The sequence below is a fragment of the Roseibium sp. MB-4 genome, from assembly GCF_053005265.1.
On sequence record NZ_JBRKQB010000004.1, the window covers coordinates 568,089 to 585,048 of the forward strand.

At 54.3% G+C, this 16,960-nt stretch carries 15 protein-coding genes; 8 read left to right on the forward strand and 7 right to left on the reverse strand.

From position 1 onward, the window contains the following. Positions 1-126: 126 nt before the first annotated feature. Both ACVDG4_RS22320 and ACVDG4_RS22325 read left to right on the forward strand, forming a co-directional pair. The gene (locus ACVDG4_RS22320; protein WP_447236723.1) at positions 127-2,070 is read left to right on the forward strand and encodes a methyl-accepting chemotaxis protein; all 1,944 of its coding nucleotides are present in this window, start codon (positions 127-129) and stop codon (positions 2,068-2,070) included. A 116-nt stretch (positions 2,071-2,186) separates the two neighbouring features. Continuing rightward, complete coding sequence (locus tag ACVDG4_RS22325) at positions 2,187-3,371, forward strand: NAD(P)/FAD-dependent oxidoreductase (protein ID WP_409687200.1); 1,185 nt, start codon at positions 2,187-2,189, stop codon at positions 3,369-3,371. 88 nt (positions 3,372-3,459) lie between these two features. Here ACVDG4_RS22325 and ACVDG4_RS22330 read toward each other — a convergent pair whose 3' ends face one another. From ACVDG4_RS22330 to secA, 6 genes are all read right to left on the reverse strand, one after another. Next, on the reverse strand, positions 3,460-4,257 hold the full coding sequence (locus tag ACVDG4_RS22330; protein WP_409687203.1) for an alpha/beta fold hydrolase: 798 nt from the start codon (positions 4,255-4,257) through the stop codon (positions 3,460-3,462). A gap of 30 nt (positions 4,258-4,287) precedes the next feature. After that, positions 4,288-5,508 (reverse strand): adenylate/guanylate cyclase domain-containing protein, encoded by a 1,221-nt coding sequence (locus ACVDG4_RS22335; RefSeq protein ID WP_447236724.1) that lies wholly within the window; start codon positions 5,506-5,508, stop codon positions 4,288-4,290. A gap of 43 nt (positions 5,509-5,551) precedes the next feature. Next, on the reverse strand, positions 5,552-7,072 hold the full coding sequence (locus tag ACVDG4_RS22340) for a glycosyltransferase family 39 protein (protein ID WP_447236725.1): 1,521 nt from the start codon (positions 7,070-7,072) through the stop codon (positions 5,552-5,554). A gap of 17 nt (positions 7,073-7,089) precedes the next feature. Further along, positions 7,090-7,521 (reverse strand): GtrA family protein, encoded by a 432-nt coding sequence (locus ACVDG4_RS22345; protein WP_447236726.1) that lies wholly within the window; start codon positions 7,519-7,521, stop codon positions 7,090-7,092. Continuing rightward, complete coding sequence (locus tag ACVDG4_RS22350) at positions 7,511-8,470, reverse strand: glycosyltransferase family 2 protein (protein ID WP_409687214.1); 960 nt, start codon at positions 8,468-8,470, stop codon at positions 7,511-7,513. Before ACVDG4_RS22350 ends, ACVDG4_RS22345 begins: the two co-directional genes overlap by 11 nt. Before the next feature lie 245 nt (positions 8,471-8,715). Beyond that, positions 8,716-11,484 (reverse strand): preprotein translocase subunit SecA, encoded by a 2,769-nt coding sequence (secA, locus tag ACVDG4_RS22355; RefSeq protein ID WP_447236727.1) that lies wholly within the window; start codon positions 11,482-11,484, stop codon positions 8,716-8,718. A 269-nt stretch (positions 11,485-11,753) separates the two neighbouring features. On the opposite strand from secA, the gene ACVDG4_RS22360 reads away from it, so the two are divergent. The 4 genes from ACVDG4_RS22360 (at position 11,754) to ACVDG4_RS22375 (ending at position 14,726) form a co-directional block, all read left to right on the forward strand. Continuing rightward, positions 11,754-12,617, forward strand: a complete 864-nt coding sequence (locus ACVDG4_RS22360; RefSeq protein WP_447236728.1) for a peptidylprolyl isomerase — start codon at positions 11,754-11,756, stop codon at positions 12,615-12,617. A 149-nt stretch (positions 12,618-12,766) separates the two neighbouring features. Next, positions 12,767-14,008, forward strand: coding sequence for a bifunctional glutamate N-acetyltransferase/amino-acid acetyltransferase ArgJ (argJ, locus tag ACVDG4_RS22365; RefSeq protein WP_447236729.1), 1,242 nt, complete (start codon positions 12,767-12,769; stop codon positions 14,006-14,008). A 71-nt stretch (positions 14,009-14,079) separates the two neighbouring features. After that, positions 14,080-14,481: an 8-oxo-dGTP diphosphatase MutT gene (mutT, locus tag ACVDG4_RS22370; protein ID WP_420339660.1), complete on the forward strand. Its 402-nt coding sequence runs from the start codon at positions 14,080-14,082 to the stop codon at positions 14,479-14,481. Positions 14,482-14,507: 26 nt separating this feature from the next. Continuing rightward, positions 14,508-14,726 carry a Flp family type IVb pilin gene (locus ACVDG4_RS22375; protein WP_447236730.1) on the forward strand — a complete coding sequence of 73 codons (219 nt, stop codon included), beginning with the start codon at positions 14,508-14,510 and terminating at the stop codon, positions 14,724-14,726. A gap of 21 nt (positions 14,727-14,747) precedes the next feature. Here the strand turns inward: ACVDG4_RS22375 and ACVDG4_RS22380 are convergent, their stop codons facing one another. Further along, complete coding sequence (locus ACVDG4_RS22380; protein ID WP_447236731.1) at positions 14,748-15,644, reverse strand: class I SAM-dependent methyltransferase; 897 nt, start codon at positions 15,642-15,644, stop codon at positions 14,748-14,750. 176 nt (positions 15,645-15,820) lie between these two features. Between ACVDG4_RS22380 and ACVDG4_RS22385 the strand changes: the two genes are divergently transcribed. Both ACVDG4_RS22385 and grxC read left to right on the forward strand, forming a co-directional pair. Beyond that, on the forward strand, positions 15,821-16,564 hold the full coding sequence (locus ACVDG4_RS22385; protein WP_447236751.1) for a ComF family protein: 744 nt from the start codon (positions 15,821-15,823) through the stop codon (positions 16,562-16,564). Positions 16,565-16,677: 113 nt separating this feature from the next. Continuing rightward, positions 16,678-16,935: a glutaredoxin 3 gene (gene grxC / locus ACVDG4_RS22390; RefSeq protein ID WP_306149600.1), complete on the forward strand. Its 258-nt coding sequence runs from the start codon at positions 16,678-16,680 to the stop codon at positions 16,933-16,935. The last annotated feature ends 25 nt before the right edge of the window (positions 16,936-16,960 follow it).

A 16,960-nucleotide genomic window follows, 5' to 3' on the forward strand; every position in this document is an offset into this window, starting at 1 on the left:
CCGGAAATTGGCAATTTTAGCTAACTCTGAGGAAACACTATTTCTCTCAGGGGACATAAGCCAGTGGCAATCGGTGCGCAATCAACTTTTGGAGTTTTGTCCAAACTCTCGGTCAAAGTGCGGGTTATGGCGCTCAGTCTTGTGACAGTCGTTGGCCTCGTCATCATCGGCGGGGTTTATTTCTGGAGCCAGGGCGAGCTGAATTCGGCTTTTAGCAGGATGAACCAAAGTGCCGATCTGGCCGAAGAAGTGGCAGCGCTCTCTGAGACGGCAGCACGGCTGCAGATCATTGAAAATCAATACTTTGCAGCGCCCTCTGCCGAAGCGTTTCAAAGATTCACAACCGAAATGATTGTCGCGACGGATTTGGTTGCCAAGCTGGAAAACAATCCTGCCGCGGCGAGCTACGCCGCCCAGGTTGCCGATGTGAAAGATACGCTAGAGGGCACAAGCGGCGCGTTCGAGATGCTGGACAGCGTCCGGCAGCAAATCGGTTATACGAACCAGGATGGGCAGCTGGCACGCCTCGATTCGCTCACTGGTGCAGTGAAAGATCGTTTGTTTGAAGAAATGAAGTTTGGCGGCGGCCCGGACTTTGAAAAGCTGGCGCGCGCTATCCTCGCTGTGCAGCTCGCGGAAAAAGAATTCACCCTCAACAGCACGCCCGAAGCAATCGGCGTCTTCGATGAGCAGTTTGCGGCGTTCGAGAAACTGCTCAAGAGGGTCTACATTCAAGATGCGATCAAGAAAGAGCTCGCCGATAACATGACGGCGTATCAGGAGACGTTTGCCCAGTATACGGCAGCGGTTGAGCAAGAGACGAGCAGCACCGCCCTCCTGGAAAACCTTTTTCAACTGGTGCCACCGCACATCGACGCTCTGAATGCCGCTGCAAAAGACCTGCAGGCGCAGGCTGCCACTCAACTCGAGACTGCCCGGTCGATCGCAACCTATGCAATTGGTGGGACCATTCTTGGTTTGCTGATCTTGTTGCCTGCAATCGCATTTTTGGTTGGTCAATCGGTAGCCGGACCGTTGGCGCATCTCCAGAAAGCCATGGAAGCCCTGGCGGGTGGTCAGACAGACATCGCCTTGCCGGAAGCAAAGGGTAAAACTGAACTTGCTGCCATTGCCCGGACGGTTTTGGTCTTCCGGGACAATGCGGTCGAGAGATCGCAGCTTGCAGCAGCTCAGGAACAGGAAAACAAGGCTCGTGAAGAACGTGTCGCCCGTCTGGAAGACATTATCGGCCGGTTTGAAGGCACGGTAACTGACGCGCTCGGCAGTTTGGACCGGGCCAATGACGAACTGCGCCAGACCTCGCAATCAATGGAACAGGCGGCCGACGATGTGGCGGATCAATCGTCTGGTGCAACGGGTGCGGTGAGAACAGCTGCGGAAAATGTCACATCGGCAGCCCAGTCTGCGGACGAATTGGCAGCCTCGATTGCCGAGATCTCAAATCAGGCAACCCGGTCTACGGAAGTTGCTCAGCAAGCCGTTTTAAGTGCCTCCACAACGGTTTCGACCATGCAGGAGCTCTCCAGCGCGGCAGAACGGATCGGCGAAGTCATGAGCCTGATCCGGGATATTGCAAGTCAAACCAATCTGCTCGCTCTGAACGCGACCATCGAAGCCGCGCGTGCCGGTGAAGCCGGTAAGGGCTTTGCGGTTGTTGCTGCCGAGGTCAAGCAATTGGCTGATCAGACATCGAAAGCGACGGAAGAGATCGCGATCCAGATTGAAGCCATCCAGGGATCGTCCGGTCACGCTGTGCAGGCCATTGAGGATGTCAGCAAAATTATCTCCGACATGGAAAACCTGGCATCGTCGGTTGCAGATTCCGTTCAGCATCAGGATCAGGCGGTCCGAGAGATTTCCGACAACGTTTCTAGTGCGTCTCAGCGGTCTGATGAAGCAGCCGATCGTATGACGAGCGTTGGATCCGCTGCAGAACTTGCCCGAACCAATGGTGCTGAGGTCGATAAACTGGCGCAATCCCTGTCTCAGCAGGGCGGGCTGATCCGTCAGGAAATCGCGACATTCCTGCAAGGTGTTCGCAGCGCCTAACGCATAGGCGAGAAGTTTCAAAAGCCGCTTTGCCAACCGGGACTTAATGCCCCGCTGGCGGGCGGCTTTTCTTCGTGCTAGGGACGAGTCTGATTGCACGAAGAAGGTGAAACGGGATGCAGGAAGAGATCGTCATAGTCGGGGCTGGTCAAGCTGGTGCCCAGGTCGCTCAATCGCTTCGTCAAGGTGGTTTTGAAGGCGCGTTGCGGCTCATCGGCGACGAGGCTCATCCACCTTATCAACGCCCGCCACTGTCCAAAAAATTCCTGGCTGGTGAAATTGGCGCCGAAGGGCTTTGGCTCCGGCCGCCAGCGTTCTACACGACCAACACCATCGACCACATCCCAAATACAAGTGTCGTTGGAATCGATCGGTCGGCAAAACGTGTTCAGCTGGAAAACGGCGACACCATATCTTACGGAAAACTGGTCCTTGCGACGGGAACCAAAGCGCGTCTCCTTCCAATCAAAGGCTCTGAAAAAGACGGCGTGGTCACATTGCGCTCCATTGGCGATGTTGATGCGATCCGTGACCGTTTGTCGAAGAGCCAGAACCTCGTCATCATCGGTGCCGGTTACATCGGTCTGGAGGTCGCTGCAGTGGCCCGCGCGCTCGGCAAGGATGTCTGCGTGATTGAAGCTCAGGACCGGCCGATGAAGCGGGTCGTGAGCGAAACTGTGTCGGGCTTTTTCGCGAAACTGCATTCCGATAATGGCGTTCAACTGCGTTTGAACACAGGCATTGAAGCGCTTGAGGGTGGAGAGGCGGTCGAATCCATCAAGCTGAGCAATGGAGACAGTGTCCCGGCCGACCTTGTGCTTGTCGCCGTTGGCGCCGAGCCAAATGATCAACTGGCCGCAGATGCGGGGCTGGATACAGACAACGGTGTTCTTGTTGATGGTGCAGCTCAGACAAGCGATCCGGACATCTATGCCGTTGGCGATTGCACCCGGTTTTATTCTGGGCGGTATTCACGCTCTGTGCGGATGGAAAGCGTCCAAAATGCGATTGATCAGGCCAAAATCGCGGCCCAGGCGTTGCTGGGGCAGGAGGTCGATTATGATCCCTTGCCGTGGTTCTGGTCGGATCAGTATGAAATCAAGCTGCAGATCGCGGGCCTGTCGGAAGGGTATGACAAGACAATCGTTGTCGGCGACCCAGCCGCTAAAAAGTTCTACGTTGCGTATCTGAAAGAAAATGCACTTATTGCGGTCGACAGCATCAATTCACCGCGCTCGCACATGATGGCGCGGCGGGTGATCGGCGAGATCTGGCGGGACGACCTGCTCCCGGACGCATAGACGATCAGCCATTGAATACAGGAGCGTTAGCGTTGAAAACCGATAACGCTCCTGCAAGTCCCCTCAGCATGTCGGCTGGCCGAGCGCCTCATTCTGCAGCCGCGTTTTGAAGAATGAGGCGGGTGGTTTCTTTTGGTATTTCCAGATGCACCATGTGACCAACGCGCTCAAATATGTGCGTGGCAACAATGCCAGGCAGCTTGTGCGCCTGCCGTGTCGGTAGAACACGGTCCTGAGTTCCCCAAAGCACCTTGATCGGCATCGGAAGCGCTGCCATGTCGTCCCGCGGCAAAGTCTTTTGCACGGAGCCGTCGATGATTTCGTCGGCGATCGCCGACAGAGTTGCCGCGCCTCCTGGCCGGGCCCGGCTTTCTGCAGCGGTTTTTGCGAGGAATTTGGGAAGCTTGAATTCCCAGCCGAAGAACTGCTCGAGAAGAACTTCCATTTCCGCTGTCTCAGAGGCAACCGCATAGCGCCGCAAAAGCCGATGATTGATTTCCGGTCCAAATCCACCGGGCGCCAAAAGCGTAAGACTGGCAACCAGCTCCGGTGCACGCAGGGCAACCAATGCGGCAACGGCGCCACCCATGGAATGCCCAACCAGATGCACGCGTTTCAGTTCCAGCGCTTCAAGGGATTGTGTGACAGCTTTTGCCGAAATCCCAGCGTGACCAACCTTGGGCCAATCCAGTGCTTCGCCGTGACCGGGCAGATCAAACGCCAGAGAGCGTTTGCGGCTGGCAAGACCAGTTTGAATGTTCACCCAGGTTTGGCGGTCGCCTCCAAAGCCGTGCAGCAAGATGACAGGTGCGCCGTCATCTCCGGTCTCGCAGACTTGTTCGCGAAAGGGCAGGGTCGTGCGGGGATTTGGGCGAAGGTCTGTCATGGGTATCCGTTTGGTATCAAGAAATTGAGATCAGGAGTGTGGTGCGCCGGGAACGGGCAGAGGTTCAAGTGAAAAAAGCGGTTGGCGGTCGGTAAAGCCGTCCAGCTCATAGGCTCCAGCATTTTGAGCGCGATCGCCCGCAAATTCAGCGATTTCGCTGGTCATGAGAACGTCGGACTTGATCCGCTTGGTCAGATGTTCGATCCGCGCAGCGGCGTGAACCGTTTGACCAATAACCGAGAAGGTCAGCCGGTTTGCAACGCCGATATTGCCGAACATGACACGGCCGGTCGAAAGAGCGATGCCTGCGTTCATTGTGTGATCGGTAGAGATGGTTTTGTTGATGTCATGGAGCCTCCGTCGGGTCTCATCAGCCGCCGCAATGGCCCTTTGGACCGCTTCTGAGAGTGATCCCTTTTGTGTTGGGAAGACACCCAGAACCGCATCGCCGATAAAGTCGAGGACTTCGCCGCCCTGCTGGAGGACCGCGCCGGCAGTTGCTTCAAAATATGTATTCAGCCACTTGAGATAATCTTCGGGACCCAGCGCATCTGCAATAGCCGTGGAATTGCGCATGTCACTGTAATAAATCACCGCGTCGATGGTCTCGCCATCTCCATGGCGGATTTGTCCATTCAGTACTTTGGTTCCTGCGATGCTGCCGAGATATGTTTCGGCGATGATTTTTGTTATATGGCCTTGAAGCACGGCCCTTGCGGCGAGGGCGAGTCGTTTCTGGATGTAGTGTATCGCGTTGAGGGCATCTTCAGAAAACCCGTCTTCTTCTCGAGTTGCCCAGCTTAGGATGATCCCGGTGTTTGGATACTCACCTTTGATCGCAGGTATCTCCATGTGGGTCGGGATAACCAAGTAATCCGTGTAACCTTCCGAGGCCAAACGGTTCAGGAGCGGAAATTCGGTTTGTGAATTGGCATTGGTCAACCGCCGGCGAAGCATCGGCTCTTCATTGATCAAAACTGCCCGAATGGGGCTTTGCAGCCAGTCTTCCGTATCTTCTTCGGAGTGCTCGATCTTTTCATGGTAGACCTCGCCGCCGTTTTCCCAAAAGGCGATTTCCGCCTCAATCATGGGGTGAAGCGTCGACCAGACAAGAATTGCGCGATCGACTGGAACGTGGCATTGGCGTAAGCGTTCACACATTTCGGCAAAAAGGGTGGTCATATCCGGGTCGCCGAGTGCCTCGCCGATCAGCCAATCCTCGATGCCATCGATTTCCATCATGTCGATCATGCGGGAAGGTTAGACCCTTTTCTCAATTGTGCCATCAGGCTTTCTAATCGGTGCGTTCATCGTCTACAGATGTGGCGACGCTTCCCGGCGGTACAATGATCCAATTGATCGTGAGGTCCGGAAAGGTGCCATAAGAGTGGAACGGCAGCGTGTGTTGGCCCCGGCGGCTGGCGTTTGGATAGAGTTCTATTATCCGGCCAGCAGGTTCTGAGTTCTCGCCGCGCCAAAGGATCATCACGCCCTTTTTCTGGACATCATCTAAGTCGATCCACGGGCTCAATGTTGTGTTGTGCTCCAAGAACATTGAAGGTCTCGATGCGGCGTGAAGGGTTACATTGGCTGTCGTCCACTCATCTCCGGCGACATACGCCAGTTCAGTACCTGTTTCCTTTTCCCAGACATCAGAGAGGAATTCCGCGACTGCCTTGCCTGGATAATGAATGCGGGATTGTTTGGTCTTCCAGAGAGGCTCCAGAACAGCTTGCCCAAAGAGGACGCCCAGAAAAATGGCCTGGATGACGATAGCGCCTGTAAATGCGCGTTTGGGCGCAGACCAAAAAGCCGGAAGATGAAAATATCGAACTGCCACCAACCCGGACAGGACAAAGAGTGGCGTGCCCCACATATGTTTGAATTCACTGCCTGTTACAGCAGATGCCAGTAGCACTACGGCAAGCGGTACAAAAGCGAACCAGACAAGGAATCTGTCGGCTTCAAGCGTAAGTTCAGATCCGCGGGTGAAGGACCATGATGTCTTCGCTGTTTTCAACTTTTGCCAGCTAAGGCCAAGCAACGCGACTATGAAAAGCCCGGCGTGATTGGCGACCTGTGCCAAAAGGAAGTTTATCGGATTGTAAACGTGGTCGAACAATGAACCTGCTGCATTGCTTCGGCCGATGGCATAACGGAAGGTCAAAAAGTCAGTTTCATAAAGCCAGTATAAATGGGGCCCTACCAGAAGAAGGAACGAAATTGAGCAAATCCATGGCCCGGAGGTTGCGAGATACCTGCGCCCGTCAGTGTAAACAAGGGCGTATAGTCCAATTGTGCCGATCAACAGGAAGACAAAGTATTTGGTGTAGAAGCCAATTGCGGCGACTGCCCCCAACAGGATCCAGTATCGGACTGCGCCTGAATTCAACGCGCGCAAGAAGAAAAAAACCATTCCTGCCCAGACCGGGATCTGGAGGATATTCGGGTTGAACTCGGGTACGGGGAGGGTGAAATAAAACGTTACGCTGGTAAGCACGATTGCCCAGAACCGTTGTTGTTCTGAAAAGCCAAGCTCTTTTCCTATCAACCAGACGAAACAGTATCCGATGCCAATGCTTATTGCGCTCAGCCAATAGGCTCCATAGGCGTGTCCACCGGTCAGGTGATAGCTCAATTCGAGCAGCCAGGCCTGCATAGGCGGGTGTTTGGTATAGCCGAGTTGAATGTCTCTGCCCCACGCAAATCCTTCAACGACATCCAGCGGCGGATTGGGGAAGCTCAAGGTTGGAACCAGTGCATAAAGAAGGCATAGAAGCCCTCCATACAGAAGCGCAGCGCGGCTGGCGTTCATCAATTACTCCAGTCCAATCACGGATCAACTTCGGTGTGCGAAAAAGCCCAGAAGCGGGTGCCAATAAATGTAAGGGACGGAACAATTGCGATCGAAACCATCAAACCGAGCAGATCCGGCCAGGGCGTAAGGTTCAGCCAAAGAGCCAATACGCTAGAGTTGAGCGTGAAGCCTGATGCCGCGATCAATAAGAATCTCAGCATTGCCTTCAATGCGGTCTTTTCTTGGCGGAGGTGCGAGAAACTCCAGTAAAAGTGGCCTGAAAAGGAAACGCCAAACGCAACCAGAAAGCCGGCGAAATTTGCCAGCATTGGCGGAAGCAGTCCGCTTTCCAGGAGAAAGCCGGCCACAGTGGCATGGATGAGCGTTGCAACAACGCCGACCACCGCAAATCTCCCGGCAGCATTGGCTTCCGTTTTCAGTGTTTGACGTTTGCGGTCAGTGATCATGTTCATCTTGCTTATGGGTTTGCTGAGGAGTGCTCTCAATGACATCCTGCAGTAGGTACACCGGCCGTTGCTTCGATTCATTAAATAGCCGGGTCACGTACTCACCGATCATTCCGATTGAGAGCAACTGGATTCCTGAGAAGAGCAGCACTGCAACCATGATGGAGGTGTAACCTGGAACGTCGATGCCGAAAATGATTCCCCTGATCGTGAGATAGATGGCATAGGCGAAGGCGAGGATTGACACCAGAGCGCCGCCGTAAAACCACATCCTCAAGGGCATCGTTGTAAAGCCCGTGATGCCGTCGAGCGCGAAGTTCCAGAGTTTCCAGTAGTTGAACTTGCCGTCGCCTGCCTTCCGCGGGGGGCGTTCATAAGGAACAGCCATGGCGGGAAAACCCACCCAGGCGAACAGACCTTTCATAAATCGGTTTCGTTCCGGTAACTGAAGCAGCGCATCAATTACCGCCCTGTCAATCAGGCGGAAATCACCGGCGTTCGGAGGCATGTCAATGTTCGAAAGCTTGTTGAAGACCTTGTAGAACATGCCTGCAGTCGATCGCTTCATCAGTGTGTCTGATGTTCGATCCACCCGCAGGCCATAAACCACATCATAGCCGGCCCGCCAGCCATCAATCATTTGGTGGATCAATTCGGGTGGGTCTTGAAGATCTGCATCGATGATGACGCCGATGTCGCCTTTGGCGGCCTCTAAACCGGCAGATAGGGCCGCCTCCTTGCCGAAGTTCCGAGAGAGGCCGAGCAGCCGTCCGGGTAAGCCGTTGGCGAGCCTTTTCGTCAAGATGTCGGCCGTTGCATCGCTGCTACCATCATCGATGAAAACGTATTCGTATTGCAGTCCTGTTTCCTCGAGAACGCGTTTGGTCTCCTCCAGAAAGTGTCCGATAACGTCTTCTTCGTTGTAGACCGGCACTATGACGCTGATCATAGGACTTTCCGTTCGGAGTTCTTTCCGGCGGGATACGTAGATTTTTGGGGCTTGTTTTGGCTGCATTGATACGGTGGCTTTTTGGATCTTCGCGGCAACCTGCCGGAAAAGACCGAGAAACGCCAGCCTTTAGCAAACTGCGGAAGCAAAATAGTGCTTTAGCGTTTGCTTTGGTGGTTCAGAGCAAAAAAAGCCGGCGCTCATTTTGAGCGCCGGCTTTTGCTATTCGTTAGAATCGCGTATGGTTACACAAGCGCTCCGTGACAGTGCTTGTATTTCTTGCCGGACCCGCACGGACAGGCTTCGTTGCGGCCAACTTTTCCCCAAGTCGCAGGATTGTTTGGATCGCGCTCGCGGCTTGTTTGGGGTTGAGCGTTCGGCTGCGCCATTTCGTCTTCACCGGTCATCGGGTTGATGTGATGCTCATGCATCTCCGGCATCTGCGGCATTTCCGGTGGCTGTTCGGTTACCAGCTCAACGCGAAGCAGCTGAGCTGTCGTGATTTGGCGCAGTTGTGCCAGCATTGATTCAAACAGGGTGAAGGATTCGGTCTTGTATTCCTGCAAAGGATCGCGTTGACCGTATCCACGGAACCCGACCACGGAGCGCAGATGGTCAAGGTTGGCCAGGTGCTCCCGCCACAGATTATCAAGCGTTTGAAGCAGAATTGCCTTTTCGACCCGGCGCATGACTTCGGGCGTGTACTTGGCGACTTTTTGGGCCATGGCCTCGTCAGCCGTCCGTGTCAGCCGTTCCTTGACCTCTTCATCCGCGATACCTTCTTCGGCCGCCCAATCCTTGATCGGCAAGTCAAGGTTCAGGTACTTGCGGACTTCTTCCTGAAGTCCTTCGGTATCCCATTGTTCCGGATAAGCGCGCTCTGGAATGTGGCTTGCGACCAGATCGTCGATTACGTCGTGCCGCATATCCGTCACAGCATCCTGGATCGCGTCGCTGTCCATCAGGTCGATACGTTGATCGAAGACGACCTTGCGCTGGTCGTTCATCACGTCGTCGAATTTCAGCAGGTTTTTCCGGATATCGAAGTTTCGCGCCTCGACCTTTTGCTGCGCCTTTTCAAGAGCTTTGTTAATCCACGGATGGATGATTGCTTCGCCTTCTTCCAGGCCCAGCTTCTGGAGCATTGAGTCCATGCGCTCGGAGCCGAAAATCCGCATCAGATCATCGTCAAGCGATAGGAAGAACTTGGAGTGGCCCGGATCGCCCTGACGGCCGGAACGACCACGCAGCTGGTTATCGATACGGCGGCTTTCATGCCGTTCGGTGCCGATCACGTAAAGACCGCCGGCTTTGAGTGCTTCTTGTTTGAGCTCCTCGACTTCGGCCCGGATGGCAGCTTCCTTCGCAGCTCGTTCTTCCCCTTCCGGCATCTCGCCAAGGGTCATTTCGATCTGCATGTCGGCGTTGCCGCCGAGCTGAATATCCGTACCACGGCCGGCCATGTTGGTTGCGATCGTTACAGCGCCTGGCAAACCAGCCTGAGCAACAATGAACGCTTCCTGCTCGTGATAGCGCGCGTTCAAAACGGCAAAGACCTTGGACTTGCCGCCGTCCTTCTTCTGCGCGGCGGCAAAGGCGGCCGGATCGCTCAAATCGATCTGCTTGTAGCCATGTTGCTTCAAAAGCTCAGCAAGGATTTCCGACTTCTCGATGGAGGTCGTGCCCACCAGGATCGGTTGCCGGCGTTCCTTGCACTCATCAATCAATTTGACGATCGCGTTGAATTTTTCCTGGAAGGTCCGGTAAACCTCATCATCGTCATCGATCCGCTGAACAGAAACGTTTGTCGGAATTTCAACGACTTCCAGCTTATAGATGTCGGCAAATTCGTCCGCTTCCGTTGAAGCTGTACCGGTCATGCCGGCAAGCTTGCCGTACATGCGGAAATAGTTCTGGAACGTGATCGATGCGAGTGTTTGGTTTTCAGGCTGAATGCGGACCTTCTCGCGCGCTTCCAGGGCCTGATGGAGACCTTCGGAGAACCGGCGGCCCGGCATCATGCGGCCGGTAAACTCATCGATGATGACCACTTCGCCATTGCGGACAATGTAGTCTTTGTCTCGTTGGAAGAGTTTGTGAGCTTTCAGAGCTTGTTGGAGATGGTGAACGATTGAGACGTTCTCCACGTCGTACAGCGAATCTCCCTTCAGAAGATCTGCTTCAGCGAGCAGGCCCTCGAGCTTCTCGTTGCCCGCCTCGGTGAATGTTGCTGACCGCGCCTTTTCATCGAGCTCGTAATCCTCCTCCGTGAGGTTCGGAATGAAAGCGTCAACGGTGTTGTAAAACTCGGAGCGGTCTTCCAGGGGACCGGAGATGATCAATGGTGTCCGTGCTTCATCGATCAGAATTGAATCTACCTCATCGACAATTGCGAACGCATGTCCACGTTGCACCATTGAAGCGCGGTCATGTTTCATGTTGTCGCGAAGATAATCAAAGCCGAATTCGTTGTTCGTTCCGTAGGTAACGTCAGCGGCATAGGCTGCACGGCGCTCTTCATCCGACAGGCCATGTGTGATGCAGCCAACAGACAGTCCCAGGAACTTGTAAACCTGCCCCATCCACTCGCTGTCGCGCTGGGCCAGGTAGTCGTTCACGGTGACGACGTGTACACCTTCCCCCAACAAGGCGTTCAAGTAGACAGGTGCCGTCGCCACAAGGGTCTTACCTTCACCCGTTCGCATTTCCGCGATTTGACCGGAGTTCAGCACCATGCCGCCGATCAGCTGGACATCGTAGTGACGCTGACCGAGCGCCCGTTTGGCTGCTTCGCGCACTGTTGCGAAAGCCGGTGCAAGGATGTCGTCCAAAGACGCGCCGTTTGTCAGTTGTTCGCGAAATTTCTCCGTCTGGGCGCGAAGGTCCTCGTCCGACAAAGCCTGGATCTCTGTTTCCAGAGCGTTGATTTGCTCAACTCTCGCCCGGAATGACTTCACTTTCCGGTCATTTGAAGATCCGAATAACTTACGTGCTATTGCGCCGAGGCCAGCCATGTGGCGGTCCTTCCTTTACGGTCGGTGTCACTGGCAATCTGACACCTGCCCATGAAATCGTCTCAATTTGTTGTACACGTTGCACACGTAGCGCAGCGCGCTGGCCAACTCATGTGGCCGAAAAGATGCCATCCCAGCCTCGCAGCAGGGCCGCCCGAGAGATAAGAGGGGGGTGAATGCTTGTCAACGCTGCTGGAATAGGCAATGTACCCGAGCCCTCGTGTTCCGAGGGATAAAAGAGATATGTTCCCATAGGTAAAGGTTTTCTCATGCTCCGAAATTCGATGCGCCGGCCAGTCAAGGCTCTTGCCGTTTCCTTCATGGCGCTGACGCTCGGATCGGCTTCTTTGTCGGCGGCCGAACCTGAAGATGTCGTTGCCAAGGTTGGCGATGCGGTCATCACGGAAGCCGATATTGCGTTTGCTGCCCAGGATTTGGGTCAAGAGCTGCAACGTTTCCCGCCGGCACAATGGCGCCAGTTGCTGCTCGACGTCATGATCGACATGGAGTTGCTGGCTCTGGCTGCGAAGAATGATGGCCTCGATCAGGATCCGGATTTCAAGAAACAGCTTGAGTTTCTTGAGCTGCGCGCCCTGCGCAACGCTTATCTCGGCCAGAAGATTAACGGTTCTATCTCTGATGACGACGTGAAGGCCGCTTACGATAAGGAATTCGCGGATTTCGAAGGTCCTGAAGAGATCAATGCCCGTCATATTCTGGTAGAGGACAAAGCAGCAGCAGAAGCACTCATCACTGAGCTTGATGGCGGTGCCGACTTCGCTGAGCTCGCCAAGGAAAAATCCACAGGACCTTCGGGGCCGAACGGTGGTGATCTTGGCTTTTTTGCAAAAGGCCAAATGGTGCCGCCATTTGAGGAGGCAGCCTTTGCATTGGAGCCGGGTACCTACACCAAAGAGCCGGTTGAAACCCAGTTTGGATGGCACGTCATCAAAGTGGAGGACAAGCGCCGGCAGGAAAAACCTGCTTTGGAAACCGTTGAAACAAACCTGCGTCAGCAACTTGCGCGAGAGCGTTACGAAGCGCGTATGATTGAGCTGAAGGACGAATTTGCTGTCGAGATCTTGGATGAACAACTCGCCAATGTAGAGGGCGAGAAGCCCGCGGCTGAGTAAACAGCGATTTCAGTGAGGAATACCCGGTGGCCACGAGGCCGCCGGGTTTTTGTTTGCCTGCGAGGTCGTGTTCTTGAAAAGGCTTGCAGACCCGCTTGCCTCTGGCTAGGGACAACGACAGCTTTTTCACGCATCCCGGAGCCGATCCTATGTCGACAACCGTTTCACCACTTGCACCTAAATCCTATCCGGATATGCCGGACATCGAGGGTGTGACTTTTGCGACAGCCGGCGCTGGGATCAAGTATTCCGGCCGGACGGACGTTTTACTCGCGTCGCTGTCTGAAGGGACTGCAGTTGCAGGCGTTTTCACAAAGTCTAAATGTTCATCCGCTCCAGTTGACTGGTGCAAAGGGATCCTGAGTGAAGGGCACGCCCGGGCCCTTTTGGTCAATTCAGGAAATGCCAATGCGTTCACCGGGAAAAAGGGTAAGGCCGCGGTTGCCAAATCTGCTGAGATTGTTTCCAGCGCAATGTCTTGTCCTCAGAACGAAATATATCTGGCGTCGACCGGGGTGATCGGGGAACCGCTTCCAGCTGAGAAGTTTGAAGGGGTTGCGGATGACTTGGTGGCAGCGCAGGGGCAGGCAAACTGGTTGGATGCTGCCAAGGCCATAATGACAACGGATACCTATCCGAAACTTGCGACAGCTACCGTAGAGCTCGATGGCGAGACGGTGACGATCAACGGCATCGCCAAGGGGGCGGGCATGATCGCACCGGATATGGCGACGATGCTGTCATTTATTTTCACTGATGCGCCCATAGCGCCTGGCGTCCTTCAGACAATTCTCGGGCAAAACACCGAGACTTCGTTCAATGCCATCACTGTCGACAGTGACACATCGACCTCTGACACCGTGCTGTTCTTTGCGACCGGTGCTGCGGAAAAACGTGGCGTGGAGGCTGTTTCCGAGATCGATGATCCCAGGACCGAAGTGATCCGGGCAGCACTCGCAGACGTGATGACGGATCTGGCGCACCAAATCGTCAAAGACGGTGAAGGCGCACGCAAGTTTGTTCAAATTTCTGTTGAAGGCGCGGAGAGCGACCAGTCGGCAAAGCGAATTGCCCTTTCGATTGCCAATTCCCCACTCGTGAAAACCGCCGTTGCTGGTGAGGACGCCAATTGGGGGCGGGTAGTTATGGCTGTTGGCAAAGCAGGGGAACCGGCCGATCGCGACCGGCTGGCGATTTGGTTTGGCGATGTTCGTGTCGCTATAGAGGGGGAGCGCGATCCGGATTACAGCGAAGAGGCAGCCTCCGCCGTAATGAAAGACGAAACGATTCCGATCCGGGTAGATCTCGGGATCGGGGCAGGTGAAGCAGTTGTTTGGACATGTGATCTGACGAAGCAATATGTAGAAATAAACGGCGACTATAGAAGTTGATCGTCGATTAATTAAATTGCGACGGATTTATCATACCCCGCGAAAACTGTTTCAAAATCGGACAAAGAACAATGACCAAGATCGTACTTGTTGCTGCTTGTGCGCTTGTCGATGTTGATGGACGTATCCTGCTTGCGCAGCGTCCTGAAGGTAAATCGATGGCGGGTTTGTGGGAGTTTCCGGGCGGAAAGGTCGAAACTGGTGAGCGCCCAGAGGAGACTTTGATCCGTGAACTGCGCGAAGAACTCGGAATTGAGGTTAATGAAGCGTGTCTTGCCCCTTTGACTTTCGCAAGCCACGCTTATGAGGACTTTCATCTTCTCATGCCACTTTACATTTGCCGAAGATGGGAAGGCACTCCCCGCGGCCGGGAAAATCAGGCACTTAAGTGGGTTCGGGCCGTAAGACTGCGGGATTATCCAATGCCAGCGGCGGATGAACCACTCATTCCGCATATTATGGATGCAGTCTAGAGCCGGTGAATATTGGGATTAGCGAAATGTATTCAGTGACCAAGCAGTTCCTAGTTCACCAGTTCACTCGTTTAATTCATGATCGCAGCGGTGCCACCATGGTTGAATATGGCTTGCTTGTCGCTACGCTTAGCATCGCGATCCTATTGACTATTGGTAGCATAGGAGGAACGGTCCGAGATGACGTTTTTCAAGTTATCTCCGATGTCATGCTGACGGGCGCAAACGAAGCCGCGCAAAACTAAAAACCGGGAAATTCCTGATTTTCAATCCCGTTTCAATCCAACTTCTTCTGTTCCCAAAGCATCGGCCAGCCGGGTTTTGGCTGACCCTGGTTTGAGAGGTTTTTGCTGGCTCGAATGTGGTGCCCACCCGAGCAGGGTGACCATGTTGAAGGTTGCGCGGACCCGCCCATCTGGATCTGCATAATCCTGGGAATACAACTCAGCAGCCCTTAAAAACACCGTCTTTGGTAGAGGTGTTCTACTGCGTTCCCTCAGGATGTTCGTCGCGCCCATCGCCTTCAAGTCAGCCATCAAATCAAACATGGAATTGTAGCGGACGGTTAGAGGATCCATGTCAGTGACTGGCAAGGCAAAACCGGCACGCTGCATAAGTCCGCCCAAATCTCTGGTATCTGCGAAAGGCAGCACACGCGCTGCAGCGCCGCCCCTAAGCTCCAGTTCTGCTCGGGTCAGGCAATCTCGCAATTCCGTCAGCGTGCCCGCACCGGCGAGCGTTGCCAAAAACAATCCGTCAGGCCGCAATGCCCTTCGGATTTGAATAAGGGTTCCTGGCAGGTCGTTCACAAATTGCAATGAAAGTGCGGACACGATGAGATCGGTGGACTGATCTTTTAGAGGCAGCATCGCATCATCTGCGACAAAGGCCGGAGCGGTCAGGTGCGGGTCTGGTTGCCATAGATCCGCTCTGTAAAGAGTTCCGACTTTGCCAGTCGCTCTAAGCAATGACTCGACATTCCCGCAGTGGCCGCCCAGATCAATCGCCGTATCGAAAGTCCTCGTGATTGTAGATAGCCGCTCTTCGAGATCTTCTGCGACTGCCTTCAACAAAAAATCTGAACCGAGCTTAGCGTTCTTTAGCGCCGCTTTGCGCCTCATCCGCAGCAATTTACGGTCAAACAATTCGGGTTGCGCACTCACAGTTTTTGCCTTCCTGTACTTTCTTGCCATCGACATAGGTCAATTGCAAAGATGCGTCAAAACCATCTGCCAGTCTCAGAAGTATGATTGCATCTTGTGTTGCTGTGGGCCTCGTGCACACACTTTGAGTGTATGAGGTGCGAATGATGTTCAAATCCTTTGTGACTTTGCCAGCGATGACAGCTGGGGGTTACCTTCTTGATGCCTTATTGCCGAGGCGCTGCCCCTGTTGTGAGTGCGGTGTTGCCAGCGGTCTCGGCTTGTGTGGCAGCTGCTGGCAACAAGTCCGATTTTTAGAACAGCCTTGGTGTCAGAGAATGGGAACACCGTTCACCCACGATGTCGGCGAAAAAGCACTGAGCCCGCGAGCCATTGCCGACCCGCCTGAATTCGACCGTTTGAGGGCTGTCGCCTTCTACACAGGGCCGGTAAAGGATCTGGTTTTAGCGCTAAAGTTTGCACGGCGCAGAGAATTGGCGGAGGCTATGGGCACATGGATGGCGCGTTCAGGTACAGAGTTTCTGGGTGATAGCCTGGTCATCCCAGTGCCGCTCCATTGGACGCGCCTTTGGCAGCGCCGGTTCAATCAGGCCGCGGATCTTGCACGTGTTGTTGCGAACATCTCAGGCGCAGACTACGCCCCGTTCATATTAAAGCGGACGAGGCGGACACAGCAACAAGTCGGGCTGCCTGCAAAGGCGCGCAAGCGCAACGTGCGGCGGGCCTTTCAAGTGCCGGACAATCAACTGCAAAAGCTCACTGGGCGAAGTGTGGTTCTTGTCGACGATGTTTACACGACAGGGTCCACAGCGAGCGCGTGCACCAAAGTGCTGAAATCTGCAGGTGCAAGTACCGTTGACGTCCTGACTTTTGCCTTGGCAGATCCTGCCAATCACGAAGACGTTGACCGTCCTGATTAAGCAAGTCGCCCGAAATTCTTGAGTTTTCGGGCTATCAAACGCATATACCGCTGCAAGCAACTTCCATTGCGCACTATGGAGACGATCTGCTGTGCGAGAAAAGGAAATCAGGAATGTCTGACGTCACGATTTACACACGGCAACTCTGCGGGTTCTGTACTGCTGCGAAGCGCCTTCTGGAAAAGAAGGGTGTTTCGTTCACCGAGCATGACGCGACCTTTGACCCAAAACTGCGCCAGGAGATGGTGCAAAAAGCCAATGGCCGGTCCACATTCCCGCAGATTTTCATCGGTTCAAAACACGTTGGTGGGTGCGATGATTTGCATGACCTTGAACGTGCAGGCAAACTGGATCGGTTGCTCGCTTCCTAACGTAAAAGGAGCAGTCACTGATTTC